23 protein-coding genes are annotated in these 25,429 nt (G+C 65.6%); 9 read left to right on the top strand and 14 right to left on the bottom strand.

What is annotated here, in order from left to right:
- Positions 1-171 precede the first annotated feature (171 nt).
- The 5 genes from NLM15_RS03950 to NLM15_RS03970 form a co-directional block, all read right to left on the bottom strand.
- Complete coding sequence (locus NLM15_RS03950; protein WP_254115387.1) at positions 172-2,385, bottom strand: FAD-dependent oxidoreductase; 2,214 nt, start codon at positions 2,383-2,385, stop codon at positions 172-174.
- Positions 2,386-2,541: 156 nt separating this feature from the next.
- Positions 2,542-3,750 (bottom strand): acetyl-CoA C-acetyltransferase, encoded by a 1,209-nt coding sequence (locus tag NLM15_RS03955; protein WP_254115389.1) that lies wholly within the window; start codon positions 3,748-3,750, stop codon positions 2,542-2,544.
- 48 nt (positions 3,751-3,798) lie between these two features.
- Entirely contained in the window at positions 3,799-4,086 is a 288-nt protein-coding gene (locus tag NLM15_RS03960) for a hypothetical protein (RefSeq protein WP_254115391.1), read from the bottom strand.
- Positions 4,087-4,095: 9 nt separating this feature from the next.
- The gene (locus NLM15_RS03965) at positions 4,096-5,886 is read right to left on the bottom strand and encodes an acyl-CoA dehydrogenase C-terminal domain-containing protein (protein WP_254115393.1); all 1,791 of its coding nucleotides are present in this window, start codon (positions 5,884-5,886) and stop codon (positions 4,096-4,098) included.
- A 56-nt stretch (positions 5,887-5,942) separates the two neighbouring features.
- Complete coding sequence (locus tag NLM15_RS03970) at positions 5,943-6,326, bottom strand: nuclear transport factor 2 family protein (RefSeq protein ID WP_254115395.1); 384 nt, start codon at positions 6,324-6,326, stop codon at positions 5,943-5,945.
- A gap of 206 nt (positions 6,327-6,532) precedes the next feature.
- Between NLM15_RS03970 and NLM15_RS03975 the strand changes: the two genes are divergently transcribed.
- The gene (locus NLM15_RS03975) at positions 6,533-7,123 is read left to right on the top strand and encodes a PadR family transcriptional regulator (RefSeq protein ID WP_254115397.1); all 591 of its coding nucleotides are present in this window, start codon (positions 6,533-6,535) and stop codon (positions 7,121-7,123) included.
- A 12-nt stretch (positions 7,124-7,135) separates the two neighbouring features.
- Here the strand turns inward: NLM15_RS03975 and NLM15_RS03980 are convergent, their stop codons facing one another.
- Entirely contained in the window at positions 7,136-7,885 is a 750-nt protein-coding gene (locus tag NLM15_RS03980; RefSeq protein WP_254115399.1) for an outer membrane protein, read from the bottom strand.
- A 319-nt stretch (positions 7,886-8,204) separates the two neighbouring features.
- Here NLM15_RS03980 and NLM15_RS03985 point away from each other — a divergent pair, with 319 nt between their 5' ends.
- The 3 genes from NLM15_RS03985 to NLM15_RS03995 all read left to right on the top strand — a co-directional run bounded on the left by NLM15_RS03985 (position 8,205) and on the right by NLM15_RS03995 (position 13,582).
- The gene (locus tag NLM15_RS03985) at positions 8,205-11,633 is read left to right on the top strand and encodes a tetratricopeptide repeat protein (protein ID WP_254115401.1); all 3,429 of its coding nucleotides are present in this window, start codon (positions 8,205-8,207) and stop codon (positions 11,631-11,633) included.
- 264 nt (positions 11,634-11,897) lie between these two features.
- Positions 11,898-12,815 carry a sulfite exporter TauE/SafE family protein gene (locus NLM15_RS03990; RefSeq protein ID WP_254115403.1) on the top strand — a complete coding sequence of 306 codons (918 nt, stop codon included), beginning with the start codon at positions 11,898-11,900 and terminating at the stop codon, positions 12,813-12,815.
- A complete protein-coding gene (locus NLM15_RS03995) occupies positions 12,812-13,582 on the top strand; it encodes a TIGR02186 family protein (protein WP_254115405.1) in 771 nt (256 codons plus the stop codon). Before NLM15_RS03990 ends, NLM15_RS03995 begins: the two co-directional genes overlap by 4 nt.
- 100 nt (positions 13,583-13,682) lie before the next feature.
- Here NLM15_RS03995 and NLM15_RS04000 read toward each other — a convergent pair whose 3' ends face one another.
- Together NLM15_RS04000 and NLM15_RS04005 are read right to left on the bottom strand one after the other, a co-directional pair.
- Positions 13,683-14,456, bottom strand: a complete 774-nt coding sequence (locus tag NLM15_RS04000; protein ID WP_254115407.1) for an MBL fold metallo-hydrolase — start codon at positions 14,454-14,456, stop codon at positions 13,683-13,685.
- Positions 14,457-14,468: 12 nt separating this feature from the next.
- Positions 14,469-15,377 carry a DMT family transporter gene (locus NLM15_RS04005; protein WP_254115409.1) on the bottom strand — a complete coding sequence of 303 codons (909 nt, stop codon included), beginning with the start codon at positions 15,375-15,377 and terminating at the stop codon, positions 14,469-14,471.
- 98 nt (positions 15,378-15,475) lie between these two features.
- Between NLM15_RS04005 and NLM15_RS04010 the strand changes: the two genes are divergently transcribed.
- On the top strand, positions 15,476-16,339 hold the full coding sequence (locus NLM15_RS04010) for a LysR family transcriptional regulator (RefSeq protein WP_254115411.1): 864 nt from the start codon (positions 15,476-15,478) through the stop codon (positions 16,337-16,339).
- On the opposite strand, the gene NLM15_RS04015 is transcribed toward NLM15_RS04010, so the two are convergent.
- The 6 genes from NLM15_RS04015 to NLM15_RS04040 all read right to left on the bottom strand — a co-directional run bounded on the left by NLM15_RS04015 (position 16,340) and on the right by NLM15_RS04040 (position 21,253).
- Positions 16,340-16,906 (bottom strand): nucleotidyltransferase family protein, encoded by a 567-nt coding sequence (locus NLM15_RS04015; protein WP_254115413.1) that lies wholly within the window; start codon positions 16,904-16,906, stop codon positions 16,340-16,342. It abuts the gene before it with no gap.
- A gap of 9 nt (positions 16,907-16,915) precedes the next feature.
- Complete coding sequence (locus NLM15_RS04020; RefSeq protein ID WP_254115415.1) at positions 16,916-17,257, bottom strand: MmcQ/YjbR family DNA-binding protein; 342 nt, start codon at positions 17,255-17,257, stop codon at positions 16,916-16,918.
- A 133-nt stretch (positions 17,258-17,390) separates the two neighbouring features.
- The gene (lepB, locus tag NLM15_RS04025; RefSeq protein WP_254115417.1) at positions 17,391-18,167 is read right to left on the bottom strand and encodes a signal peptidase I; all 777 of its coding nucleotides are present in this window, start codon (positions 18,165-18,167) and stop codon (positions 17,391-17,393) included.
- Positions 18,164-19,591: a metalloprotease TldD gene (gene tldD / locus NLM15_RS04030; RefSeq protein WP_254115423.1), complete on the bottom strand. Its 1,428-nt coding sequence runs from the start codon at positions 19,589-19,591 to the stop codon at positions 18,164-18,166. The genes lepB and tldD overlap by 4 nt, the downstream gene beginning before the upstream one ends.
- 164 nt (positions 19,592-19,755) lie before the next feature.
- A complete protein-coding gene (locus NLM15_RS04035; protein WP_254115425.1) occupies positions 19,756-20,637 on the bottom strand; it encodes a GyrI-like domain-containing protein in 882 nt (293 codons plus the stop codon).
- 82 nt (positions 20,638-20,719) lie between these two features.
- A complete protein-coding gene (locus NLM15_RS04040; RefSeq protein ID WP_254115427.1) occupies positions 20,720-21,253 on the bottom strand; it encodes an invasion associated locus B family protein in 534 nt (177 codons plus the stop codon).
- A 446-nt stretch (positions 21,254-21,699) separates the two neighbouring features.
- Here NLM15_RS04040 and coxB point away from each other — a divergent pair, with 446 nt between their 5' ends.
- The 4 genes from coxB (at position 21,700) to NLM15_RS04060 (ending at position 25,426) form a co-directional block, all read left to right on the top strand.
- On the top strand, positions 21,700-22,542 hold the full coding sequence (gene coxB / locus NLM15_RS04045; RefSeq protein ID WP_254115429.1) for a cytochrome c oxidase subunit II: 843 nt from the start codon (positions 21,700-21,702) through the stop codon (positions 22,540-22,542).
- Between the two features lie 88 nt (positions 22,543-22,630).
- A complete protein-coding gene (gene ctaD, locus NLM15_RS04050) occupies positions 22,631-24,247 on the top strand; it encodes a cytochrome c oxidase subunit I (RefSeq protein ID WP_254115431.1) in 1,617 nt (538 codons plus the stop codon).
- A gap of 61 nt (positions 24,248-24,308) precedes the next feature.
- Entirely contained in the window at positions 24,309-25,253 is a 945-nt protein-coding gene (locus NLM15_RS04055; protein ID WP_254115433.1) for a heme o synthase, read from the top strand.
- Positions 25,250-25,426: a CoxF protein gene (locus NLM15_RS04060; protein ID WP_254115435.1), complete on the top strand. Its 177-nt coding sequence runs from the start codon at positions 25,250-25,252 to the stop codon at positions 25,424-25,426. The genes NLM15_RS04055 and NLM15_RS04060 overlap by 4 nt, the downstream gene beginning before the upstream one ends.
- The last annotated feature ends 3 nt before the right edge of the window (positions 25,427-25,429 follow it).

The following is a 25,429-nucleotide window of genomic DNA, read 5'->3' on the forward strand; positions in this document are numbered from 1 at the left end:
AAGTCTGACGCAACCGTGATGATGTTGTGCAAAACAAAAAAGGCCGGATCGGTGATCCGGCCTTTGTCTTGGATGCGCAGCCCGGATGGAGCGTAGCGCAATCCGAGTCTTCACGTGGATCGGTCAGTCCCGGATTTCGCTGCGCTCCATCCGGGCTACGAGTTCAGCGAATCAGGCAGCCGCCTTCTTCGGCGCGAAGCGGCCGTAGAAGGTTTCTCCCTTTGCAGCCATCTCTTCGAGAAGTTTCGGCGGGGTGAAGCGCGAGCCGTACTTCGCCTCCAGCTTGTGGCAGAGCTCGACGAACGTCTTCGTGCCCATGAAGTCGATGTAGGACAGCGTGCCGCCGGTGAACGGCGCGAAGCCGAAGCCGAGGATCGAGCCGACATCCGCCTCGCGCGGATCGGTGATGACGTGGTCCTCGACCGTGCGCGCGGCTTCCACCGCCTGCACCACCAGGAAGCGCTGCTTCAGCTCCTCGACGTCGAGTGTGTCAGGATCGAGCTGCTTCGGCTGCAGCGCGGACAGGCCCGGCCACAGGCTCTTCTGACCCTTGCCCTTCTCGGGATAGTCGTAGAAGCCCTTGCTGTTCTTGCGGCCGAGACGACCCTGGTTCTCGACCATCTCCACCATCAGCTTCTTCTGATCGGGGTTGATGGCGTTGGGGCCGAGATCGGCTTCCGTCGCCTTCATGATCTTGAGGCCGAGGTCGAGTGCGACTTCGTCCGAGAGTGAGAGCGGGCCGACCGGCATGCCGGCCATCTTGGCGCAATTCTCGATCATCGCGGGCGGCACGCCCTCCAGGAACATCTCGTTGCCTTCGGCGACATAGCGGCCGACGCAGCGATTGGCGAAGAAGCCTCTGGAGTCGTTGACGACGATCGGCGTCTTGCCGATCTGCCGGACGTAATCGAGCGCAGTCGCGAGCGCGACATCGCCGGTGTTCTTGCCGAGGATGATCTCGACCAGCATCATCTTCTCGACCGGCGAGAAGAAGTGGATGCCGACGAACTTGCCCTGGTCCTTGAAGCTCTCTGCGAGCGAAGTGATCGGCAGCGTCGAGGTGTTCGACGCGAAGATCACGTCCGGCTTCATATGCTGCTGCGCCTTGGCGAAGGTATCGGCCTTGACCTTGCGATCCTCGAACACGGCCTCGATGACGAGGTCGACGTCCTTCAGTGCGGCATAGTCGGCGGTCGGCGTGATGCGCGCGAGCAGGGCTTCCGCATCGGTGGGCTTGGCGCGGCCCTTCTTGATCTGCTCCTCGATCACCTTCTGCGCATGCGCCTTGCCCTTGTCGGCGCTCTCCTGGTCGCGGTCGATCAGGACCACGTCGAGGCCAGCGCGGGCCGAGACGTAGCCGACGCTCGCGCCCATGAAGCCGGCGCCGATCACGGCGATCTTCTTCACCTTGGTGGGAGCGACGTCCTTCGGACGGCGCGCGCCCTTGTTGAGCTCCTGCATCGACAGGAACAGGCTGCGGATCATCGCGGCCGCTTCCTTCGAGCGCAGCACGGAGGTGAAGTAACGCGATTCGACGCGTAGTGCGGCGTCGATCGGCAGCTGGAGGCCTTCATAGACGCAGCTCATGATCGCGCGCGCGGCCGGATAGTTGTCGTAGGTCTCGCGGCGATAGATCGCGTTGCCGGCCGGGAACATCATCATGCCGGCCTTGGAGAACACCGGACCGCCCGGCAGCTTGAAACCCTTCTCGTCCCACGGCGCGACGGCCTTGCCGCCGCCCTTGATCCAATCCTTCGCCGCCTTGACCAGGTCAGCGGCGGGAACGACGGCATGAATGAGGTTCAGTGCCTTGGCCTTCTCGACCGTAACGGGATCGCCCTTGAGCAGGATCGTCATCGCGTCCTGCGGCGGCACCAGGCGCGGCACGCGCTGCGTGCCGCCGGCGCCGGGGAACAGGCCGACCTTGACCTCGGGCAGGCCGAGCCGGGTCTTGGGATTCTCCGCGGCCACGCGATAGTGGCAGCACAGCGTGATCTCGAAACCGCCGCCGAGCGCGAGGCCGTTGATCGCGGCCGCCCACGGCTTGCCGGAGGTTTCGATCGAGCGCAGCACCTGCGAAAAGCGCCGGCTCTGCTCGAACAGCATCTGGTTCGCCGCGGTCTCGCCCTGCTCCTTGAGGAGCTTGGCATAGGCCTGGTTCATGCCTTCGAGCATCGACAGGTCGGCGCCGGCGCAGAAGGCCTCCTTGGCGGAGGTGATGACGACGCCCTTCACTGCGGCGTCAGCCGTGGTTTCCTTGACGATCGCGTCGAGTTCGCTGGTCGAGGTCTCGTCGAGCACGTTCATCGAACGGCCCGGGATGTCCCAGGTGACGAGCGCGATGCCGTCGGAATCGGTCTCAACCTTGAAGTTCTTGTAAGCCATGTTGGTTGCTCCTCGGTGCCGCAGCCGATCTCAGGCGCGGCGGTTGATGGTGATCTCGTAGGGTGGGTTAGCCGAAGGCGTAACCCACCACTGTCTTCCTCCGCCGAAACAGACGAAGGTGGGTTACGCTTCGCTAACCCACCCTACGGCAGCTCGCTACACCCGCTCGATGATCGTGGCCGTGCCCATGCCGCCGCCGATGCACAGCGTGACGAGAGCGGTGGACTTGTTGGTACGTTCGAGCTCGTCGAGCACGGTGCCGAGAATCATGGCACCGGTGGCGCCGAGCGGATGGCCGAGCGCGATCGCGCCGCCATTGACGTTGATCCTGGCGTTGTCGATATCGAAGGCCTGGATGTAGCGCAGCACGACGGAGGCGAAGGCCTCGTTGAGCTCGAACAGGTCGATGTCCGACTTCTTCATGCCCGAGCGCGCGAACAGCTTTTCGGTGACGTCGACCGGGCCGGTCAGCATCATCGCCGGCTCCGAGCCGACATTGGCAAACGCGCGGATTTTGGCCCGCGGCTTCAGGCCATACTTGCTCCCCGCTTCCTTGCTGCCGAGCAGCACGGCGCCCGCGCCGTCGACGATGCCCGAGGAGTTGCCGGCGTGATGCACGTAATTGACGCGCTCGATCTCCGGATGCGACTGCACGGCGACGCCGTCGAAGCCGCCCATCTGCGCCATCATCGTGAACGACGGCTGCAGCTGCGCCAGCGACTGCATCGTCGTCGAGGGACGCATATGCTCGTCCTTGGCGAGGATGGTGAGACCGTTGATGTCCTTCACCGGGACGATCGACTTGTCGAAGCGGCCTTCTTCCCAGGACTTCGCTGCGCGCTGCTGGCTCTGCACCGCGTAGGCGTCGACGTCGTCGCGCGAGAAGCCGTACTTGGTCGCGATCAGATCGGCCGACACGCCCTGCGGCATGAAATAGGCGGGCACTGCCATCGACGGATCCATCGGCCAGGCGCCGCCGGAGGCGCCGATGCCGACGCGGCTCATCGATTCGGCACCGCCGCCGATGACGAGCTCGTGCTGGCCGCTCATCACCTGCGCGGCGGCAAAATTCACGGCATCGAGGCCGGAAGCGCAGAAGCGGCTGATCTGCACGCCGGGCACGGCCTCGCCGAGGCCCGCCTTCAGCGCGGCAAAGCGCGCGATGTCGGAGCCGGCTTCGCCGACCGGGTCGACCACGCCGAGCACGACGTCATCGACGGAATCTTCCGGCAAATTGTTGCGGTCCTTCAGCGCCTTCAGCGGCACGGTCGCGAGCGCGAGCGCCGTCACCTCGTGCAGCGAACCGTCCGCCTTGCCGCGGCCGCGCGGGGTTCGAACGTGGTCGTAGATATAGGCATCTGCCATGGGAGCCTCCTGATTGCAGTTATTGGTGACGACCGGGGGCGGTCGCAGTCATTCGTGGAAGGTGAATTCGTAGAACAGCGGCAGGCCTTCGCCGTGGCGAAGGAATTGCCGCGCGGTGTCGTAGGTCTTTGTCCCCGTGCTCAGGTCGAGGATGTGATCGAGCTGGGGGATAGTCGTCGTGTCGGTCAGGTAAAACCCCTCGATGCCGAGAATGCCGACACCATTGGTCTCACAACGATTGACGATGTCGAGGGCTGAGCGCGCGCAGAATTTGTCGCGGCGGAGCCCGGCGCCGAAGGCGCGGAACTCCGCAACGATCACGTCTGCTGCCGACATCGAAATTCCTCAGAAGGCTTCCGCCGGTAGTTCCATGATGGTGGCGCAGCCGGCCTGGATGCGCGCGAGATTGGCGGCGGTCTCCGGCAGCATGCGTTCCATGAAGAAGCGGCCGGTGACGAGCTTGGTCGAGAGATAGGGCGTTGCCCCGCTCTCGGCAATCTTGGCCTGGGTGACCTTCGCCATCTTCGCCCACATGTAGCCGAGCGCGACGAAGCCGAAGAGATGCAGGTAATCGGTGGCGGCAGCGCCGGCATTGTCCGGCTTGGCCATCGCGTTCTGCATCAGCCAGGTGGTGGCCTGCTGGAGATGGCCGAGCGAAGCCGAGAGCGGGGCGACAAAGGGCTTCATCGCCTCGTCGCCACCATTCTCCTTGGCAAAGGCCATGACCTCGCCGAAGAACGCCATGATGGCGCGGCCGCCGTCGCGCGGCAGCTTGCGGCCGACCAGGTCGAGCGCCTGGATGCCGTTGGCGCCTTCATAGATCATCGCAATACGCGCATCGCGCACGAACTGCTCCATGCCCTGCTCGGCGATGTAGCCGTGGCCGCCATACATCTGCTGCGCCTGCACCGCGTTGGCGAAGCCGTAATCGGTGAGGAAGCCCTTCAGCACGGGGGTCATCAGGCCCATGTGGTCGTCGGCGGCCTGGCGGTCCTTGGGGTCTTCGGAACGGTGTGCGACGTCGCTCTTCAGCGCGGTCCACATCACGAAGGCGCGCGCGGCCTCGTTGAAGGCGCGGATCGAGAGCAGCGTACGGCGCACGTCCGGATGCACGATGATCGGGTCGGCCTGCTTGTCCGGCGCCTTTGCGCCGGTGAGCGAACGGCCCTGGATGCGCTCGCGGGCATAGGCGACCGCGTTCTGATAGGCGACCTCGGACTGCGCGAGACCCTGCACGGCGACGCCGAGGCGGGCCTCGTTCATCATCACGAACATGCCCTGCATGCCCTTGTTCTCTTCGCCGATCAGCCAGCCGGTGGCGCTGTCGTAGTTCATCACGCAGGTGGAATTGCCGTGGATGCCCATCTTGTGCTCGATCGAGCCGCACACGACGCCGTTGCGTGCGCCGACCGAACCGTCGGCATTCACCAGGAATTTCGGCACCACGAACAGCGACACACCCTTGATGCCGGCCGGTGCGCCCTCGATGCGGGCGAGCACGAGATGGATGATGTTGGGGGCGAGGTCATGCTCGCCGGCCGAGATGAAGATCTTGGTGCCCGTGATCTTGAAGCTGCCGTCGGCCTGGCGGACCGCCTTGGTACGGAGCATGCCGAGATCGGTGCCGCAATGCGGCTCGGTCAGGTTCATGGTGCCGGTCCATTCGCCGGCCACCATCTTCGGCACGTAGGTCTGCTTCTGCTCGGGCGTGCCGTGCACCAGGAGGGCCGCAGTCGCGCCCATGGTGAGGCCGCCATACATCGAGAACGCCATGTTGGCGGAGATCTGGAATTCGTTGACCGCCTGGCTCAGCGTCACCGGCAGGCCCTGGCCGCCGAACTCCTGTGGCGCGGAGAGACCGAGCCAGCCGCCCTCGGCGACTTGCTTGAAAGCGTCCTTGAAACCCTTCGGCGTGGTGACGCTGCCGTCGTCAGCACGCTTGCAGCCCTCGAGATCGCCGACGCGGTTGAGCGGCTGAAGCACCTCTTCCGCGAGCTTCGCGGCTTCGCCGAGGATGGCTTCGCGCACGTCGCTCGACGCATCGGAGAAGCCGGCCAGATTGTCGTAGCGATCGATCTGGAAGACGTCGTTGAGCAGGAAGTTCACGTCTTCTACGGGGGCTTTATAGATCGGCATGGCGTTCTCCCGGCATCAGCCTTGAAGTCATTGGGTCTTGAGGTGATGATGTTGGCTTATGATTGGGCGGCAAGCTGCTCCGCCATCAGGCGATGCAGCATGTTGATCGCCTTGAGCGGACGCACCATCACCTTGAAATGGGTGATGCGTCCCTCGGCATCGAAAGTGATGATGTCGACACCGTTGATCTCGATGCCGTCGATGACGTTCTTGAATTCGAGCACGGCGCCGTTGGCGCTTCGCCACTCGCCGACATAGCTGAAGCCGGGACCGCCGAGCACCTTCTCGGCGCTCGCGAGATATTTGAAGGTGATGTCGCGGCCGCGCTGGGGCGAATGCACCACGGGGCTTTCGAACACGGCATCAGGATGGAGCAGGTCCCACAGCGCTTTGCTGTCGTGGGACTTCATGAAGGCGTACCAGGAATCGAGGCCGGTCATTGTCAGGATGCCTCCCTAGATCAAGGCCATGCAAAAAACTCGAAAACAACCCCATGCACAGTAGCGAGGAGTTTGATTTCGCTCGGTTTTTGGGGTCGGGTTCTAAGCCCCGACCTTCGGTCACCTCATATGCACATTGACGCATATGCACCAATGCGCATAAAGTCAAGTCAATTGGTCGGGACCTCTAGAAGGGAGCTGGTGCCATGGCGCTGGGCGACGCAATCCTCGCATGCCTGACGGAACGTCCGATGACGGGCTACGAGCTTGCCAAGACGTTCGACTCCTCGATCGGCTTCTTCTGGAAGGCCGATCACCAGCAGATCTACCGCGAGCTCTCCAAGCTGCGCGACCGCGGCTACATCCAAGGCCGCGAGGTCGTACAGTCCGGCAAACCCAATAAACTCATCTATACGCTGACTCCCGAAGGCCGAACAGCGCTGCGGCACTGGGCCGCGCGACCGAGCACGCCGCCCTCGATCAAGGACGACCTGCTGGTGCGGTTGCATGCGCTCGACAGCATCGACATCGAGCCCATGCGCACCGATCTGATGGCCCGGCTGGAGCACCATCGCGACCGGCACGAAAATTACGAGCGCATCCTCAAGAAGCGTTTTCCGGAGGGCACCGCGTCGGGCGTGCTCGACCTCGGTAATTTGCTGCTGCTTCAGCTCGGCGCGCGGCACGAGCAAATGGTGGCCGATTTCTGCGAGGAGGCGCTCCAAGCGCTATCGGCGATGAGCGGCAAGGGCACGGTGGTCCCGCTGGACGAGAACAAGCGCGAAGGGAAGGGCTAGTTCGTCGGCCCCTTAGTACTTCGTGACGACGGGCCTTTCCCAATTGAAGCGGACGTTCACACCGGCGCGGACGATGTCATCCGTCAGCCTGACGTCGCGCGTGACCGCGCCGCTGATCGGCGGATCGACATACCGTTTGCTGCCGAAATCGACGTGCAGATACTCGAGCTTGAGGCTCACGGCGCCCCAGGTATCGACGTAGGCCGCCCATTCGCCCCCGAGGCCGGCGGCCAGGCCCGTACGGGTCTGGGAGCTGGTGACCTGCGCCACCTGGTTGGACACAGTGACTTCGGTCCCGGCGAAGGCGACCCCCGCGGTGCCATAGATCAGGAGCTGATCAAGCGCATAGCCGACGCGGCCGCGGAACATGTCGATCCACTTCTCCCGCGTGCCGCTCGTTACCCCGACGTTGAAGGGCGGCAGGTCCTGCGCCCTGCCGTGCTGGTTGGTCCAGGACACGTCGTTCTCGAAGCCGAGGACGGTCTTTTCGATCTGGAAATCGCAGCCGAAGGCTCCGCCCGCGACGGCGGCACCGCTGAGATTGAACGTGCCCGTGATCGTCGGCCCGGAGACGTCGCCGGCGCGTGCGACATGCTCGCTCTTGCCCCAGTTGCCGCCGCCCTGGATGCCGACATAGCAGGCGGTCCAGTTGTATCCCGCGGGCGCCGCTGCCTTCACCGCGGTCGGTGTCGCCGGGGCATCGGCGGCCACAGCGTGCGATGCCAGTCCGGCCACCATCGCGGCCACGAGCAACCTTTTCATGTCAGCCAACAATCCAGTCAGGCAAGAACCCGCCCGTGGATCGGGCCGTTCTCTATCCTTTGAGACGTGCCGACGAGACGGCTGGCGAAATCTTTGTCGGGGCGGGGGCCGGGCGGCGGCCACGGGCGCTGGAGCGGGTTCCCGCCGCCCAACTTTAAGACACCGGCGACGCGTTCCTTAACCCGTTATTTACCGTAACAGGAAAAAGTCGGTTTTCGAGGCAGACGACCCGCGCCAAATCCGATTGTCTTTGCAACCGGCACGCGAGGGAAGGCTGGAGGCGCCGGGTGGGGCGCCGAAGTCGGAACCGGACAGAGTCATGAATTCGCGCGTATCGTGGAGTGTTGACGGCATCGATCCATCCGTCAGGGAGCGGGCCGAAGCTGCTGCGCGTCGTGCCGGCATGTCACTCAACGATTGGCTGAACTCCACGCTCGGCGAGACTGCCGCGCCGAACTTTCGCGGACCTTACGACCAGCGTCCGCAAGCCCCGAACGTTCCGAGCCAGGAAGCCCGCGAAGTCGCCGACATCCACCAGCGGCTCGACGCGATCACCCAGCAGATCGAACGGATTTCGAAGCCCGCGCCGCGTCAGGACGCCGCGCGCGAGAAGGACGTCTCGCGCGAGCAGGGCGTCGCGCGCCAGCTCAACGACGCGATCTCGCGGCTCGATGCACGGCTGTCGCAAATCTCCCGTCCGCAGCAGCCTCAGGCGCCGCGGCCGGCACCGGCCCCCGTTGAAACGCGGCAGCGCCAGGCCGATGTGGTCGAGCGCGCGGCTGCGCAGGTCTATCGCAATTCACCTCCCTTGAGCCCCGCGTCGTTCGACGTTGCCGTCGCCGAGATCACGGCACGGCAGAGCGAGCTCGACGGCTTTGCGCCGCGGCAGGTGCCGTCGCGCGCCGCGCCGTCGATTGCGCCGATGGCAGCTCCTTTCGCGCCCCCCATGACATCAATGGCGGCGCCGCCCGCGCCTGCCTACGCGCCACCGCAGCCGGGGCCGGATTTCTCGTCGCTCGAGCGCCATTTGCTCAAGATCACGAGCCAGATCGAGTCGCTCCAGCGCCCTGACAATACCGAGCAGGCGATCAACGCTTTCCGCGGCGAGCTTGCCGAGATCCGCCACGCCATCACCGAGGCGATGCCGCGCCGCGCGATCGAATCGATCGAGAACGAGATCCGCTCGCTGCATCGTCGCATCGACGAGACCCGCTCGTCCGGCTCCGACGGTCAGGTGCTGTCCAGCATCGAGCACGCGCTGTCCGACATCAAGCAGGTGCTGCGCACGCTGACGCCGGCCGAGCAGCTCACCGGCTATGACGAGGCGATCCGCAATCTCGGCGCCAAGCTCGATCTGATCCTGCGCGCCAATGACGATCCCTCGACGGTGCGCCAGCTCGAAGGCGCGATCTCGGCGCTGCGCGGCATCGTCTCCAACGTCGCCTCCAACGAAGCGCTGGCACGCCTTTCGGACGACGTGCAGCTGCTGTCGTCCAAGGTCGACCAGGTCACCCGCTCCTCGGGGCACGGCGACAGCTTTGCGGTGCTCGAGCAGCGCATCGCGGCGCTCACCGCGGCGCTGGAAACGCGCGAGCGGCCGCAGCCGTCCGAGAGCACCGAGCATCTGGAAGCCGCGATCCGCGCGTTGTCGGACCGTTTCGACCGCATGCAGGTCGGCAACGATTCCGCATCGACGTTTGCGCATCTCGAACAGAGGGTCTCGTATCTGCTGGAGCGGATCGAAGCCGCCTCCGATCCGCGCAACGGTAATCTGAGCCGCGTCGAGGACGGGCTGCACGACATCCTCAGGCATCTCGAACGGCAGCAGGCGACCTATTCCGCGCTGGCCGAGAGCCGCAATTCGGCGCCGCCTTCAGATTCGGGAATGGTCGATCTCGTCAAGCGCGAGCTCTCCGACATCCGCTTCAGCCAGGCCGAGACAAACCGCAGCACCCAGGATTCGCTCGAGGCCGTGCACAGCGCGCTCGGCCACGTCGTCGATCGCCTCTCGATAATCGAGGGTGATCTGCGCGCGGTGCGTACCGCGCCGCCGGCACCCGCGCCGCAGATGCCCATGCCGATGGCTGCTCCGTTCGAGCCGCCGCCGATGGCGCGCGAACAGCGGCCGCAGCAACAGCAACAGCAACCGAAATACGATCCGAAGCCTGAGCTGCCGAACCCGGCCGCCGCGCAACATCCGGCGCAGGGCGCCTTCGTCGCCGCGCCGCGCGAATTCCACGCCGCCGCCGTCGCGCCGCCGCCGGTGCCAACGGCGCCGCAGGTCGCGGCACCCTTGCCGCCGCGTGCGATCAGCGAGATCCTCGAGCCGCACACGGCGCCCGCGCGCGCCGCGCTCGCACCGGAATTGCCGCCGGACCATCCGCTCGAGCCGGGCACCCGGCCGGGCGGCCGCGCCGCCACGCCGTCGGAGCGCATCGCCGCGTCCGAAAGCGCGATCAGCGAAATTCCCGCCGCGCCGAAGGAGCCGGTGTCGTCGTCGAGCTTCATCGCGGCCGCGCGCCGCGCCGCGCAGGCCGCCGCCGCACAGCCGGAAAAGCCGGCCCGCGGTGCCAAGGCGGCAGTCGCAGGCCGCGCCAGGGAGAAGGGCCAGGAAGGCGCCTCGACCATCACCTCGAAAATCCGTTCGCTGCTGGTCGGCGCAAGCGTGGTCGTGATCGTGCTCGGCACTTTCAAGATGGCCATGAACCTGCTCGATGGCGGCGGCCCGGCGCCGTCGCCGCAGGCCATGGAGAATTCGTCGCCCGCGCCCGCGCCGCAGGCTCCGCCGCCGGTCGAGACCAGGCCTGCTGCGCCCGAGCAGGTCACACCGTCGATGACCTCGCCGACGCCGATCGGAAAGCAGTCGCTGAACAATCCCGCACCGGCTCCCATGGCGGGGTCGGGCAGCTCGGCTTCGGTCGAGATCCCGCCGGCTCCCGCAACGCCACCTCCGCCTGCGGCGAGCAACGACGTCACCGGCGCGCTGTCGGGTGCGAGCCGCGCGAAGCTCGGCATGACCCAGGTGCCGCCGAGCGAGAAGCTCCCTGACGGCATCGGCGGTCCGGTGCTGCGCAGCGCCGCGATGAAGGGCGATGCGACCGCGGCCTACGAGATCGGCGTGCGCTTTGCCGAGGGCAAGGGCGTCGCCGCGAATTACGATGAAGCCGCCAAATGGTACGACCGCGCGGCGCAGGCCGGCGTGGTGCCCGCGACCTTCCGCCTCGGCACGCTCTACGAGAAGGGCTTGGGGGTGAAGAAGGACGCCGACATCGCCCGCCGCTACTACACGCAGGCCGCCGAGCGCGGCAATGCCAAGGCGATGCACAATCTCGCGGTGCTCGACGCCGACGGCGGCGGACGCGGCGCCAATTACAAGAGCGCGGCGCAGTGGTTCCGCAAGGCCGCCGATCGCGGTGTCGCGGACAGCCAGTTCAACCTCGGCATCCTCTATGCCCGCGGCATCGGCGTGGAGCAGAACCTCGCCGAATCCTACAAATGGTTCACCCTCGCCGCCGCCCAGGGTGACGCGGATGCGTCCGGCAAGCGCGACGACGTCGCCAAGCGGCTCGACCCGCAGTCGCTCGCCGCCGCCAAGCTCGCGATCCAGACCTTCAGCGCCGAGCCGCAGCCCGACGACGCCGTCAATGTCACAGCGCCCGCAGGCGGCTGGGACAGCGCGCCGCAGGCCAACGCAAAGCCGGCGCCGAAGCCGGTCGCGACCAAGCGCTCGGCGTCGGCCGCGCATTAAACGGATCTCTTTCCCCTCATGGTGAGGAGCGCGCCCTTGCGCGCGTCTCGAACCATGCAGGCCCCGTTCTGGATCCGGGCCTCGCCCTTCGAGACGCCTGCTGCGCAGGCTCCTCAGGGTGAGGAGCGAAAGCGTCGCCATTCACCACGCGCAAATTTCCCGGTCCCGCCCGGCGGCGAATTCCGCTATTGAAGGGCGCGGCAATCGTTCCGACCGTCCGGCGAGCATTCCGCGCAATCGATCCGTCTCGCCGAGCGTGGTTCAATGCAGCTCTACCTCCCGATCGCCGATCTGCCGGTCAACATCTTCCTGGTGTTGGCGATGGGCGCGGCGGTCGGCTTCGTCTCCGGCATGTTCGGGATCGGCGGCGGCTTCCTGATGACGCCGCTTCTGATCTTCATCGGGATCACGCCGGCGGTCGCGGTCGCCTCCGTTGCGAGCCACATCGCGGCCTCCTCCTTTTCCGGCGCGCTGTCCTACTGGCGGCGGCGTGCGATCGATCCGGCGCTCGCGAGCGTGTTGTTATGCGGCGGTGTCACCGGCACGGCGCTCGGGGTGTGGACCTTCACGCAGCTTCGCGCGCTCGGCCAGCTCGATCTGATGATCGCGCTCTCTTACGTCGTGCTGCTCACGACGGTCGGCAGCCTGATGTTCTCCGAGGGCCTGCGCGCGCTGATGCGCACCCGGCGCGGCGCGGTGCCACCACGCCGCACGCATAGCTGGATCCACGGCCTGCCGCTCAAGATGCGGTTCAAGCGCTCGAAGATCTATCTCTCGGTCATCCCCGTCGTGGTGGTCGGCATCGTGATCGGCTTCATCGGCGCCATCATGGGCATCGGCGGCGGCTTCATCCTCGTGCCGATCATGATCTATCTGCTGCGGGTGCCGACCTCGACGGTGATCGGGACCTCGATGGTCCTGACGCTGGTCACGATGCTGTTCGCGACCTTGCTGCATGCGGTGACCAATCATCTCGTTGACGCCGTGCTGGCGCTGATCCTGATGGTCGGCGGCGTCACCGGCGCGCAGTTCGGCGCCCGCGCCGGCCAGAAGATCCGCGGCGAGCAGCTGCGGCTATTGCTGGGCCTGCTGATCCTCTCGGTCGGCGTCCGCTTCGCGATCGAGCTGGTGATCCGGCCCGAGGATCTCTTCACCATCCGCGAATTGGGGGTGAGCGGATGATGCGGACAGCTCTCGCGGTCCTGCTCGTCCTACTGCTCGGCTCGGTCGCGCGTGCCGAGCGACTGATCGTGTCGGTCTCCAACCATCGCGTCACGGTGACGCCGAACTATTCCGGCGAGGAGCTGGTGCTGTTCGGCTCGGTCGAGAAGGACGCTTCCACGCCCGTTGACCGCAAGAGCTACGATCTCGTCGTCACCGTGATGGGCCCGCGCGCCGATATGGTGACGCGGCGCAAGGAGCGCACCTTCGGGATCTGGATCAACACCGACTACCGGCAGTTCCTGCAGGTGCCGAGCTATCTCGCGCTGTTCGCCAACCGCCCGTTCGACCTCATCACCTCGCCCGAGATCGCGCGGCGGCAGCAGATCGGGCTCAACAACGTCTTGCTGACCCAGCGCGTCAGTGGCGACTTCGCCGACGTGGTGCCGCACGACGCCTTCCGTTCGGCCTTCGTCCGCTTGCGCACCGAGCGCGGCCTCTATCGCGAGGACGCGAGCGCGGTGACGTTCCTGACCCCGACGCTGTTCCGCACCGGCATTCCGCTCCCGGCGGAGGTGCCGATCGGAACCTATGATGTGGAGATCAAGCTGTTCGCCGACGGCGCGTTCATCGGCAAGACCGAGACCGCGTTCGAGATCGTCAAGGTCGGCTTCGAGCAGTTCGTCGCGACCAGCGCGCGGCAGCACGGGCTGATCTACGGCCTCGTCACCGCGGCCATGGCGCTGATGACGGGCTGGATGGCGTCGATTGTATTCAGGAAGGATTAGCTGCCGTCATTGCGAGGAGCGAAGCGACGAAGCAATCCAGACTGCGTCAGCGGTGAGATTCTGGATTGCTTCGCTGCGCTCGCAATGACGGCTGCGGCAGCTACGGCGCCTCGATCACCGTCGGCACGCCGGGCTCCAGCAGGCGCAGACGCGTCCCGAAGCCGAGCACGTCGAAGGTCTTGCGTAGATCCTCGCTGTTCTGGCGGAAATGCGCCCAGCCCTCGGTGTGCACGGGCACGATCATCGCATCCGGAAAGGCGCGCGCCGTCTCGATGGTGTCGTTGGTGTCCATCGTGAGATGGAACGGCCCGCGCGTCTGCGCGGCGCCCGCGAACGGCATCACTACGGTGCATTTGAAGCGGCGCGCCACCTCGGCAACGCCGTCGAACCAGGTGGTGTCGCCGCTGATATAGACCGCGCCCGTGTCCTTGCGGCTCGACGACACCACGAAGCCGATGACGTCGCCGGACAGCGGCTCGATGCCGGCCGGGCCGTGGCGCGCAGGCGTCGCGGTGATCGTCAGCGCGTTGCCGTCGCGGTCCTTCACATGCGCGGTGGCCCAGGGCGCGAGCCCTTCGACGTGGCCGCCGAGGCGCCTGGCGCCGGCCTCCGTCGTCAGCGCACGCCTGGCTTTGAGCAGAAATTCGCGGCCGGAATTATCGAGATTGTCGGAGTGTTGGTCGTGACTGAGCAGCACGGCGTCGATCGGGCCGATCGCATCGGCCTTCATCGCGGGACCGATCGTCTTCTCTAGCTTCACATGCGGCAGCTGGTAGGCACCGGGAGCATCGAAAGTCGGATCGGTGAGCAGGCGGAAGCCGTCGATCTCGATCAGCGCGGTCGGGCCGCCGATCAGGGTGATGGAAATGGGCATGATGAACTCCTCCTACGCGGCCGGCTTCGCGGGGCGCGTCACCAGATAAATGCCGAGTGCGACAGGAACGATCCCGAGCAAGTCGCGCGCCTCGACATGCTCGCCGAGCACGATGTAGGCGAACAGCATGCCGAGCGGCGGCATCAGGAAATGATAGGCGCTCGCGGCGGTGGCGCCACACACTTTCAGGAGATGAAACCAGAGCCAGTAGGCGAGGATCGAGCCGCCGAGCACGAGGAACGCGAAGGCGCCGACCAGGCCCGGGGTGAAATCGATCGCGTGGACGTCGGCGAAGGTGAACGCGACCGGCGTCAGCACGATGCCGGCGGCGAGATTCTGCACGCCATTGCCGATCCACAGGGACCCCTTTGGCGCGAGCAGCTTGAACAGGATGGTGCCGGCGACGATGGAGGCGAGCGAGGCCAGGGTGAAGACGATGCCGTGCAGGGAATCAGTGCCGACCGACAGCCGATGCCAGACGATCGCCGTCACGCCGATGATGCCGAGGAGAAGGCCGCTCGCCTTGCGCCAGGTCATGCCTTCGCCGAGCAAAAGCGCTGCGAGCGCGGCGGTGAACACGGGATTGGCCGAGACGATCAGGCCGCCGAGGCCGGCGGAGACCGATTGCAGGCCGGTGTAGCCGAGCCCCAGATAGAGCGCGTTGTTGGCGATGCCGAGCACGGCGAAGATCGCTGCATCGCGCCAGGACAACGACCAGTCGCCGCGGATCAGCGTGGCGCCGAGGATCAGGATGCCGGCGAGCGAGAAGCGCGCGGCGAGCAGGATCAGCGGCGGGCAATGGGTGACGCCGATCTTGCCGGCGACGAAGGCGTAGCTCCAGAGCAGGCAGAACAGGCCGATAGCGAGCGGCAGCGCGTTGAAGCGGCTGCGGGGGACGGACATCGAGGGGGCGAGGGACATCTGGGCATTCTCCTGAGCCCTCGATCTAGGGAGCAGGCTTGTCATTTGGAAATTAAATGATTAACTGCCAGTCAGTGGATTTTTGAATGGAGGCGGCCATGCTCGATCTGGAGCTCCTGCGCAGCTTCGTCTCGGTGGTCGAGGCCGGCGGCTTTACCCGCGCCGGCGAGCGGGTCCACCGCACGCAGTCGACCGTCAGCCAGCAGATCAAGCGGCTGGAGGAGGACGTCGGCCAGGTCCTGCTGCACCGTGACGGCAAGGACGTGCGTCCCACCGAGGCCGGCGAGCGGTTGCTGTCCTATGCCCGCCGGCTGCTGACGCTCGCCGAGGAGGCGCGCGACGTGCTGCGCGAGCCCGACAGCGAAGGCGCGATCCGGCTCGGCATCCCCGAGGATTTTGCGGCCTATCGTCTCGCGAAGCTGCTGGGTGCGTTCTCGCGCTCGCATCCGGGCGTACGGCTGGATGTGCGCGCCGACCAGAGCAAGAACCTCTCTCGCGACCTCGAACGCAGCGAGCTCGACCTCGCATTGTTCAAGCGCGAAGCCGGAGCGAAAGGCGCCATCGCGGTGTGGCCGGAGCGGGTGCACTGGGTTACCAGCAAGAGCCATCCGGTCGACGTCAACGCGCCGTCGGTGCCGCTGATCGGATTTCCGCTTGGCTGCCTCTACCGCGCCGGTGCCATCCACGCGCTGGAAAGCGCGGGCCGCGCCTGGCACATGTCCTATTCGTCATCGAGCCTCGCAGGCATCCAGGCTGCGGTCGCCGCCGGCATGGGGCTGAGCATCCTGTCGGAGATGTCGATCCAGTCCGACCACCGCGTGCTGACGGCGAAGGACGGTTTCGAGCCGATCAACCGGACCGAAGTGGCGCTGATGGCTTCGCCCGGCGCCAGCCCCGCAACGCTGCGCCTTGCGGATCGGCTCGCGGAGTTTTGTGAGGATGTGCAGGCGAGGGCGGCGTGATCACTCCGCCGGAATCACGGTGATCTCCGGCCACAACGCCTTCCATCGCGCGGCCTTCACCGCGTAACTCGCCGCCGAAAAATTTGGCCCCGGGTTGGGCCGCGCGATCAATCCCGCGATGTCGTCGAAACCGTGCGGTGCGTAGACCTCGAAGCCGTCGCGAGCGCGTCTCACGCCGACTTGCGTGTTCTGTGTGAGGAAGCGGTCGATGCCGTCGGTCGAGCAGGTCAGGGGTGGATAGGGCAGGCCGTGCTTGCCGGGATACCACAGATGCACACGCGCCTGGTTGCGGGTCTCGACCTTGACGCCGAGATGTCCGAACCGCGCATGCAGTGTGCGGATCACCGCATCCTCCGCCTCCCATGACGTATCAGGATCGAAATAGAACACGTCGTAATCGGCGATACCGTGATCGACCGTGCGACCGGTAAGCACGTTCCACGCCGTCTGCACCAGGCATCCCGACACCAGCCATGCATCGGGCAACGCGAGCCGCGCCAGTTCGTCGATGATCACGACGTTGACGGGGTTCTTCAGCGCCAGCGCAAGAAAGCGGTCCTGATCCATCGCGGCTATTCACGTGCTCGCGTCGAACGCGGTGCGCGCCGCCTTCGAGGCGAGGCCACGCCAGCGCCGCCGCAGGAATGGCTCGACGATCGTGCGCTTGGCCTTCGACAGGCGGATCAGCACGATCGGGTAGTCGGCATAATGATCGGTGAAATAGAAGATCCTTGGCTGGCTCTCGACCAGCATGGCGCGCTCGTCGACCGGCACGTCAGGGACGACGAGACTGTCGCCGTCCTCCTTCAGACGCGCCAGCAGCTTCTTGCGCACCTTCAGTGCGGGCGTGCCGTAGGAGGTGCCGTCCTCGACCTCCGGCCACGTCAGCGCGAAGTTTCTGACGTCGTCGAAGGTCATCTGCCGTCTCCGCGATTGACGCCCTCATCCTGAGGAGCCCGCGAAGCGGGCGTCTCGAAGGATGGCCGCTGATGAGATCGGGGCATCATGGTTCGAGACGGCGCTTCGCGCCTCCTCACCATGAGGACCTTCGTCAGTGCACGGCGGTGAAGAACCGCGTGAGCCGGAAGCCCGAGAGCCAGGTCCACACCGGCTGGCCGCGCATGCCGAGATCCCAGGAGCCGAGCACGGCATCCGCGCGTCCGACCAGATTGTCGATCGGCAGCAGGCCGACGCCACCGGAGCGCAAGGGCACGCGGCTGTCCGCGGAATTGTCTCTGTTATCGCCGAGCACGAAGAGATGGCCGGCCGGGACCGTCACCTCGGGCGTGTTGTCGAGCGGACCGTTGTCGCGCATCTTGAAGATCAGATGTGACACGCCGTTCGGCAGCGTCTCGATGTAGCGATAGGCGGGCTCGCTGCCGCCATTGTCGTCCTCGGCGGCGCCGACGCCATCCGGCTTCAGTTCGGCGGGGCGGTCGTTGATGAAGAGCTGCCCTTGCCGCATCTGGATGCGGTCGCCGGGCAGGCCGACGACGCGCTTGACCCAGGCCTGCGAGCGATCGCCGGGCCAGCGGAACACGACGACGTCGCCCTGCTTCGGCGTCTCCGCGAAGACGCGTCCGCTTTCGGGCAGGTTGATCTGGATCGGCAGCGACGAGGTGCCGTAGCCATAGGGGAATTTCGAGGCGAGCAGCGCATCGCCGATCAGCAGCGTCGGCTCCATCGAGCCTGACGGCACATAGAACGGTTCGGCGAGCGCACCCTTGGCGATGAACACGGCGGCGACGATGCCGGCGAGCTGCATGAGTTGCCCCGCCCAGCCGCTGCTCTTCCGCTTGGGGGTGACAGTTACTTTCTCAACGCTCATGCGCCCGTTCCACCCACCGTAATGCGTTCCATCAGAAGTGACGGCTGGCCGACGCCGACGGGCACGCCCTGGCCGTTCTTGCCGCAGGTGCCGATGCCGGTGTCGAGCGCGAGATCGTTGCCGATCATGCGGATGCGATGCAGGTCGGTCGGCCCGTTGCCGATCAGCATGGCGCCCTTCAGCGGCGCGCCGATCTTGCCGTTTTCGATCTTGTAGGCCTCGGTGCACTGGAAGACGTATTTGCCCGAGGTGATGTCGACCTGACCGCCGCCGAAATTCGCGGCGAACACGCCGTTCTTCACGGAGGCGAGGATCTCGGCCGGGTCGCGGTCGCCCGCGAGCATGTAGGTGTTGGTCATGCGCGGCATCGGCACATGGGCATAGCCCTGGCGGCGGCCGTTGCCCGTCGGCTTCATGTTCATCAGCCGCGCGTTCTGGCGGTCCTGCATGTAGCCGACCAGGATGCCGTCCTCGATCAGCACGGTGCGGTTGGTCGGCGTGCCCTCGTCGTCGATCGACAGCGAGCCGCGGCGCGAGGCGATGGTGCCGTCATCGACCACGGTGACGCCCTTGGCCGCGACCTGCTGGCCCATCAGGCCGGCAAACGCCGAGGTCTTCTTGCGGTTGAAATCGCCTTCGAGCCCATGGCCGACCGCTTCATGCAGCATCACGCCGGGCCAGCCTGCGCCGAGCACGACGTCCATCTCGCCGGCGGGGGCGGGGATCGATTCCAGATTGACCAGCGCCTCGCGCAGCGCGCCGTCGGCGGCCTCGCGCCAGGACCTGGTCTCGATGAACTCGGCATAGCCGGCGCGGCCGCCATAACCCTTGCTGCCGCTCTCCTGGCGGTCGCCCTGGCCGGCGACGACGGAGATGTTGACGCGCACGAGCGGGCGGATGTCGCGATAGCTCTCGCCATCGGGCCGCAGGATCTCGACCACCTGCCAGGTCGCGCCCAGGCTGACGCTGACCTGCCGCACCCGCGGATCCTTGTCGCGCAGATAGGCGTCGATCTCGGCGAGCAGTTTTACTTTCGTCTCGAAGCCGGGCGCGTCCAGCGGATTGTCGTCGGCATAAAGCCGCACATTGGTGTGTGGGGGCGGCGCGGCAAAACTGCCGGAGTAGCCGCCACGCACGGCCGCCACCGCGTCGGCGGCGCGAATCAGCGCCGGCAACGACACGTCGGAGGAGTGAGCGTAGCCTACGGCATCGTCCTTGACCGCGCGTAAGCCAAAACCCTGCGAGGTGTCGTAGGTCGCCTGCTTCAGCCGCCCATTGTCGAACATCAGCGCTTCGGTCTGGCTGTATTCCAGGAACAATTCGCCGTCGTCGGCACCGGCAAGCCCGCGTACGAGCTCGTTGCGAACCTGGTCGCGGTCGAGATTGGCGCGGTCGAGCAGGGAGGTTGTGGCTGGATTGGTCATGCGTCCGTCCATTATCGGAAGATGTAGGGCAAGATAATGGTTTCGGACCGGTTCCGCGAGGGGGCGCGCCGTCACATTACGGAAACGATAGGATAGGGGAGCCGGACCTGATGACACCAGGCCGGGTGGAGCGCGCGGTCATGAGCGCTCCACCGTTCGCGGCGCTATTTCAGCGGCAGAAACAGCTCCGCGACCGTCTCGTGCTCCGGCACTTCCGGGAAGAAGCTCAGCCGCTGGCAATAGAGCGGAAAATCCCGCACTTCCTCGCCGCTGGCGGGAAGCCAGTCGCGATAAAGGTAGAGCGCGGCGGGCTCCAGATTGTCGGTGTAGCCGACGACGCGCAGCACGGCGCAGCGTCCGCCCGGGATCTCGCCGGCCTTGATCTCCTCGCCGTTCGCCGCGATCGGCTGATCGGTCCCGACACAAAGGTCCATGCGATATTCGGCAGGCGGCACGGGGCGCCGCTCGGAATACCAGACATTGAAGGTCGGACTTGTGCTGGGGTGAAGGCCAGCGGCCTTGCGCCACGCGATAAACCGCCGGATGGTTGCGCCGAGCGTCGCCGGGTCGCCCCGATGCTCCATGATCGCGACCCGCGTTGCGGGCACGTCGCGGATCATCACCTCGTCGGGGGTAAAAGTCTTCTGCATGAGCTTGTTCCTCGCGTTGTCGAGAGGCCCGAAGGCCGCAAGCCACGGCTCCCAGTCGGGAGACTTCCGGAACGACGAAGGCGATTGCCCGAACCGTTGCCGAAAGGCGCGGGCGAAGGCATCCGGTGCATCGTAACCGGCATCCATCGCGATGTCCGTGACGCTTTGGGCGTCCGTGTAGGCCAGCCGGTACGAAGCGCGCTTCATACGGGCAAGCTGGACATAGCGATGCACGGACAACCCGAAGGTCGCCGTGAACTGCCGGTGGAAGTGAAATTTTGAGAAGGCCGCAACGCCACTCACCGTGTCCAGCTCCAGATCACCGTCAAGATGCCGGTCGATGTGATCCAGCACGCGCTGCATCCGGGCGTGGTAGTGTTGAAGTGCCGCCTTCATCGTCCCTTCCTCCGTGGCGACACCAGTTAGGCGGTCACGGATATGGCACGCTCGACCGATATTGCGGTTTGGCGGGACAGCCCTACGGCAGCTTGTCGTAGCCCTCGCCGAGCCCGTTCAGGCTGAGCGGGAAGCCGATGCCTTCTTCCGGGGTCTCGAAGATGATGAAGGTGGCGGTCTTGGCGGTGCGGAGCTGGCCGAGCAGCTTGTCGTCCATGACGACCTCGGCGACGCAGCCATTGGGCAGGCAGCGGACGAAGCCGGCGCGGCCGACGTCCTGGTTGTCGAGCTTCAGCCCGAGGCCGGAGGGCAGCAGCACGCCGAGCGGGGCGACCACCCGCATCAGCCGGCTCTTCTGGTCGGCGGTCTTGAGCACGATCACGGTCAGGCCGGCATTGGAGCGGTCTTCGGCCACCACGCTCTGGATCAGGGCGCATTGCTCGGTCTGGGCGCCCGGCGGGGTGTCGCAGCGGATCTGCCAGTCGCCATGGACGGAGCGCACCGCGCCCTGCGCATGGGCGGGGCCCGGCAGCGTCAGGACGATGAACGCCGCCAGCAGGGCTGCCAGAACCGTGAGGCCGCTAGCCTGCCTTGCCATGCATCTCGAAAACCCCATCGGGTCGGTCCCTCTGCTCGCCTGGATCGCTCGCACCTGGCGGACTGATACGGGAATGACGGCGTCTTGAAGGCGATTCGCAAGCAAATTCCGCGCCGCCCACATCGCCGTCGCCCGCACGAATCAGGTTCCTGCGCGGCTGCCTGCCAGTGCCTACCGCGGGCAATTCCGCTGTCAAGCCGCAGCATCCCGGGAAACGGTATTTTTGTTTGATGTTACTGGGAAATATCTTGCGGGTGATGGCTGACAGACGGGGCTCAAGACTGCATTGCGATAGATCAAGAATTATGGTTTGAGAGGCTTGATTTCGGCGTTCTAGCGATCTGGCCCCAATTCCTCTTAGAGGTATTCTTGCGTGGCGGTTTGTCAGGCGGACGAATCGAATAAGCGTTTCCCGCGAACAGGGGAATGCACTTGGGGTGATTTCGTAAGGGGAGCGCGACGGCATGAGGATGTCGATGGGCCGGGTCGGCCGGCACTTGCTGGGATTGGCCGTGGCGGGTCTGACGCTGGCGACGGGCGGTTTGGCATTTGCCGCCGAGCTCGGGCAGCCGGCGCCATGGGAGTGGACGCTTCAGCAATCCGCCTCCCCGGTGATGGACAACATCGTCTGGTTCCATAACTTCCTGTTCGTGCTGATCACGCTGATCACGCTGTTCGTTCTGGCGTTGCTGGTGATCGTGGTCATGAAGTTCAACGCGAAGGCCAATCCGGTGCCGTCGCGGACCACCCACAACACGCTGATCGAGGTGGCGTGGACGCTCGTTCCGGTGCTGATCCTGGTCGGTATCTCGGTGCCGTCGTTCCGCCTGCTGTTCCTCGAGCTCGACGTGCCGAAGGCGGATTTGACCATCAAGGCCACGGGCAAGCAGTGGTACTGGTCCTACGCCTACCCCGATAACGGCAAGTTCGAGTTCGACTCGCTGATGGCCCAGGACAAGCAGCCCCGGCTGCTCGGTGTCGACAATGAGATGGTCGTGCCGGTGAACAAGGTGGTTCGTGTCCAGGTTACCGGCGCAGACGTGATTCACGCCTTTGCGCTGCCGGCTTTCGGCGTCAAGATCGACGCCATTCCGGGGCGCCTGAACGAGACCTGGTTCAAGGCTACCAAGACCGGCATGTTCTATGGCCAGTGCTCGGAGCTCTGCGGCAAGGACCACGCCTTCATGCCGATCGCGATTCGCGTGGTGGAGGACCAGGAATTCGCCTCCTGGGTTGAAACGGCGAAGAAGAAATTTGCGAGCGGCGGCACCAGCACTTTCGCCTCCGCGGCCGGCCCGACGCAGTAAGCGCCGGGGCAAGGCTCGAGGGACTGAAAGCGACATAAAGGGCGGGACCTCCAAAGGGTCCGAACGGGACGCAAGGCAGGATTTGAAAATGGCAACGAGCGCAGCGGCACACGGCGATCACGCGCATGACCACGAGCACGCCCATCCGACCGGATGGCGGCGCTACGTCTATTCGACCAACCACAAGGACATCGGCACGATGTACCTGATCTTCGCGGTCATCGCCGGCGTCATCGGCGCCGCGATGTCGATCGCGATCCGTGCCGAGTTGATGTATCCGGGCGTGCAGATCTTCCACGAGACGCACACCTACAATGTGTTCGTGACCTCTCACGGCCTGATCATGATCTTCTTCATGGTCATGCCGGCGATGATCGGCGGCTTCGGCAACTGGTTCGTGCCGCTGATGATCGGCGCGCCGGACATGGCGTTCCCGCGCATGAACAACATCTCGTTCTGGCTGCTGCCGGCCTCCTTCGCGCTGCTGCTGATGTCGACCTTCGTCGAGGGCGAGCCGGGTGCCAACGGCGTCGGCGCCGGCTGGACCATGTATGTGCCGCTGTCGAGCTCGGGTCACCCGGGCCCGGCCGTCGACTTCGCGATCCTGTCGCTGCATCTGGCGGGCGCTTCGTCGATCCTCGGCGCCATCAACTTCATCACCACCATCTTCAACATGCGCGCGCCGGGCATGACCCTGCACAAGATGCCGCTGTTCGTGTGGTCGATCCTGGTGACGGTGTTCCTGCTGCTGTTGTCGCTGCCGGTGCTCGCCGGTGCGATCACCATGCTGCTCACCGACCGCAACTTCCACACCACCTTCTTCGCGCCTGACGGCGGCGGCGACCCGGTGCTGTTCCAGCATCTGTTCTGGTTCTTCGGTCACCCCGAGGTTTACATCCTGATCCTGCCCGGCTTCGGCATGGTCAGCCAGATCATCTCCACCTTCTCGCGCAAGCCCGTGTTCGGCTATCTCGGCATGGCCTACGCCATGGTCGCGATCGGTGGCATCGGCTTCGTGGTGTGGGCGCACCACATGTACACGGTCGGCATGTCCTCGGCGACGCAGGCCTATTTCGTCGCTGCCACCATGGTGATCGCGGTTCCGACCGGCGTGAAGATCTTCTCGTGGATCGCCACGATGTGGGGCGGCTCGATCGAATTCCGCGCACCGATGATCTGGGCGGTGGGATTCATCTTCCTGTTTACGGTCGGCGGCGTCACCGGCGTCGTGCTGGCGAACGCGGGCGTCGACCGCGTGCTCCAGGAGACCTACTACGTCGTCGCGCACTTCCACTACGTGCTGTCGCTCGGTGCGGTGTTCGCGATTTTCGCCGGCTGGTACTACTGGTTCCCGAAGATGTCGGGTTACATGTACAACGAGACGCTCGCGAAGGCGCATTTCTGGGTCACCTTCGTCGGTGTGAACCTCGTGTTCTTCCCGCAGCACTTTCTCGGCCTGTCGGGCATGCCGCGCCGCTACGTCGACTATCCCGATGCGTTCGCGGGCTGGAACCTGGTCTCCTCGGTCGGTTCTTACATCTCCGGCTTCGGCGTGCTGATCTTCCTCTACTGCGTGCTCGACGCTTTCATGAAGAAGGTGCCGGCCGGCGATAATCCGTGGGGTGCAGGTGCGACCACGCTGGAATGGACGCTGTCCTCGCCGCCGCCCTTCCACCAGTTCGAAGTGCTGCCCCGCGTGCAGTAAGCCAACGCTCGCGGCGCCCGTGACGGGCGCCGCGGCTCTATAAATAAGCGAGTCAAAACTAGTGTCCGTCCTCGACCACAACGCCATCGACATCAATCCCCGCATCTCCGAGGCGGAGGTTGGCGACTACATCGCGCTGCTCAAGCCGCGGGTGATGTCGCTGGTGATCTTCACCGCGCTGGTCGGGATGGCGATGGCGCCCGGGCATTTCCACTGGGTGCTGGCGATCACCTCGCTGCTCTGCATCGCCGTCGGCGCCGGCGCTTCCGGCGCGCTCAACATGGCGCTGGAAGGCGACATCGACGCCAAGATGTCGCGCACGGCGAACCGGCCGATTCCGCGCGGCCGCATCACCCGCCCTGAAGCCATGGCGTTTGGCCTGACGCTGTCCTTCTTCTCGGTGATGACGCTCGGCATTCTCGTCAACTGGATCGCGGGCGCGCTGCTCGCCTTCACCATCTTCTTCTACGTCGTGATCTACACGATGGGCCTGAAGCGCCGGACCGCGCAGAACATCGTGATCGGCGGCGCCGCCGGCGCGCTGCCGCCGGTGGTGGCCTGGGCCGCGGTCACAGGCACGGTCGACGTCGAGCCGCTGCTGCTGTTCGCCATCATCTTCTTCTGGACGCCGCCGCACTTCTGGGCGCTGGCGCTGTTCCGCTCCGACGATTACGCGCGTGCCGGCATTCCGATGCTGCCCAACGTCGCCGGTCCCGACGCGACGCGGCTTCAGATTCTGCTCTACACCATCGTGCTGATCGCGGTCGCCGCCGCGCCCTGGGCGCTCGGCTATTTCGACGCCATCTACGGCGTGGTCTCGCTGATCCTGGGGGCCGGCATGCTGGTGCTCGCGATCAACGTCTATATGCGCCGCGAGCGCAGCCAGTCGCTGCGCGCGACCCGCAAGCTGTTTGCCTTCTCCATCTTTTATCTGTTCGCGCTGTTTGCGACCCTGCTGGCCGAGGTCGTGTTCCGGGCGCTTGCTCCGATGGTTGGGGGCGCATGATCGCAGCGATGGCCGACAAACCCGAGCCAGATGGAATCGTCCTTACCGAGGCGCAGAAGAAGAGCCGTCGCCACCGCTCGGTCGCGATCGCGCTGGCGCTCGGCGTGCTCGTGGTGCTGTTCTTCGCCGTCACCATGGTCAAGGGACCGGCGGTGCTAGTCCGGCCGATGTAGGGA

Origin of the sequence: Bradyrhizobium sp. CCGB20 (assembly GCF_024199855.1) — a bacterium.
GTDB lineage: Bacteria > Pseudomonadota > Alphaproteobacteria > Rhizobiales > Xanthobacteraceae > Bradyrhizobium.

Coding starts and splice junctions, on each gene's coding strand:
- NLM15_RS03950 (WP_254115387.1), bottom strand. CDS start 2,385: ATGGCTTACAAGAACTTCAAGGTTGAGACCGATTCCGACGGCATCGCG.
- NLM15_RS03955 (WP_254115389.1), bottom strand. CDS start 3,750: ATGGCAGATGCCTATATCTACGACCACGTTCGAACCCCGCGCGGCCGC.
- NLM15_RS03960 (WP_254115391.1), bottom strand. CDS start 4,086: ATGTCGGCAGCAGACGTGATCGTTGCGGAGTTCCGCGCCTTCGGCGCC.
- NLM15_RS03965 (WP_254115393.1), bottom strand. CDS start 5,886: ATGCCGATCTATAAAGCCCCCGTAGAAGACGTGAACTTCCTGCTCAAC.
- NLM15_RS03970 (WP_254115395.1), bottom strand. CDS start 6,326: ATGACCGGCCTCGATTCCTGGTACGCCTTCATGAAGTCCCACGACAGC.
- NLM15_RS03975 (WP_254115397.1), top strand. CDS start 6,533: ATGGCGCTGGGCGACGCAATCCTCGCATGCCTGACGGAACGTCCGATG.
- NLM15_RS03980 (WP_254115399.1), bottom strand. CDS start 7,885: ATGAAAAGGTTGCTCGTGGCCGCGATGGTGGCCGGACTGGCATCGCAC.
- NLM15_RS03985 (WP_254115401.1), top strand. CDS start 8,205: ATGAATTCGCGCGTATCGTGGAGTGTTGACGGCATCGATCCATCCGTC.
- NLM15_RS03990 (WP_254115403.1), top strand. CDS start 11,898: ATGCAGCTCTACCTCCCGATCGCCGATCTGCCGGTCAACATCTTCCTG.
- NLM15_RS03995 (WP_254115405.1), top strand. CDS start 12,812: ATGATGCGGACAGCTCTCGCGGTCCTGCTCGTCCTACTGCTCGGCTCG.
- NLM15_RS04000 (WP_254115407.1), bottom strand. CDS start 14,456: ATGCCCATTTCCATCACCCTGATCGGCGGCCCGACCGCGCTGATCGAG.
- NLM15_RS04005 (WP_254115409.1), bottom strand. CDS start 15,377: ATGTCCCTCGCCCCCTCGATGTCCGTCCCCCGCAGCCGCTTCAACGCG.
- NLM15_RS04010 (WP_254115411.1), top strand. CDS start 15,476: ATGCTCGATCTGGAGCTCCTGCGCAGCTTCGTCTCGGTGGTCGAGGCC.
- NLM15_RS04015 (WP_254115413.1), bottom strand. CDS start 16,906: ATGGATCAGGACCGCTTTCTTGCGCTGGCGCTGAAGAACCCCGTCAAC.
- NLM15_RS04020 (WP_254115415.1), bottom strand. CDS start 17,257: ATGACCTTCGACGACGTCAGAAACTTCGCGCTGACGTGGCCGGAGGTC.
- lepB (WP_254115417.1), bottom strand. CDS start 18,167: ATGAGCGTTGAGAAAGTAACTGTCACCCCCAAGCGGAAGAGCAGCGGC.
- tldD (WP_254115423.1), bottom strand. CDS start 19,591: ATGACCAATCCAGCCACAACCTCCCTGCTCGACCGCGCCAATCTCGAC.
- NLM15_RS04035 (WP_254115425.1), bottom strand. CDS start 20,637: ATGAAGGCGGCACTTCAACACTACCACGCCCGGATGCAGCGCGTGCTG.
- NLM15_RS04040 (WP_254115427.1), bottom strand. CDS start 21,253: ATGGGGTTTTCGAGATGCATGGCAAGGCAGGCTAGCGGCCTCACGGTT.
- coxB (WP_254115429.1), top strand. CDS start 21,700: ATGAGGATGTCGATGGGCCGGGTCGGCCGGCACTTGCTGGGATTGGCC.
- ctaD (WP_254115431.1), top strand. CDS start 22,631: ATGGCAACGAGCGCAGCGGCACACGGCGATCACGCGCATGACCACGAG.
- NLM15_RS04060 (WP_254115435.1), top strand. CDS start 25,250: ATGATCGCAGCGATGGCCGACAAACCCGAGCCAGATGGAATCGTCCTT.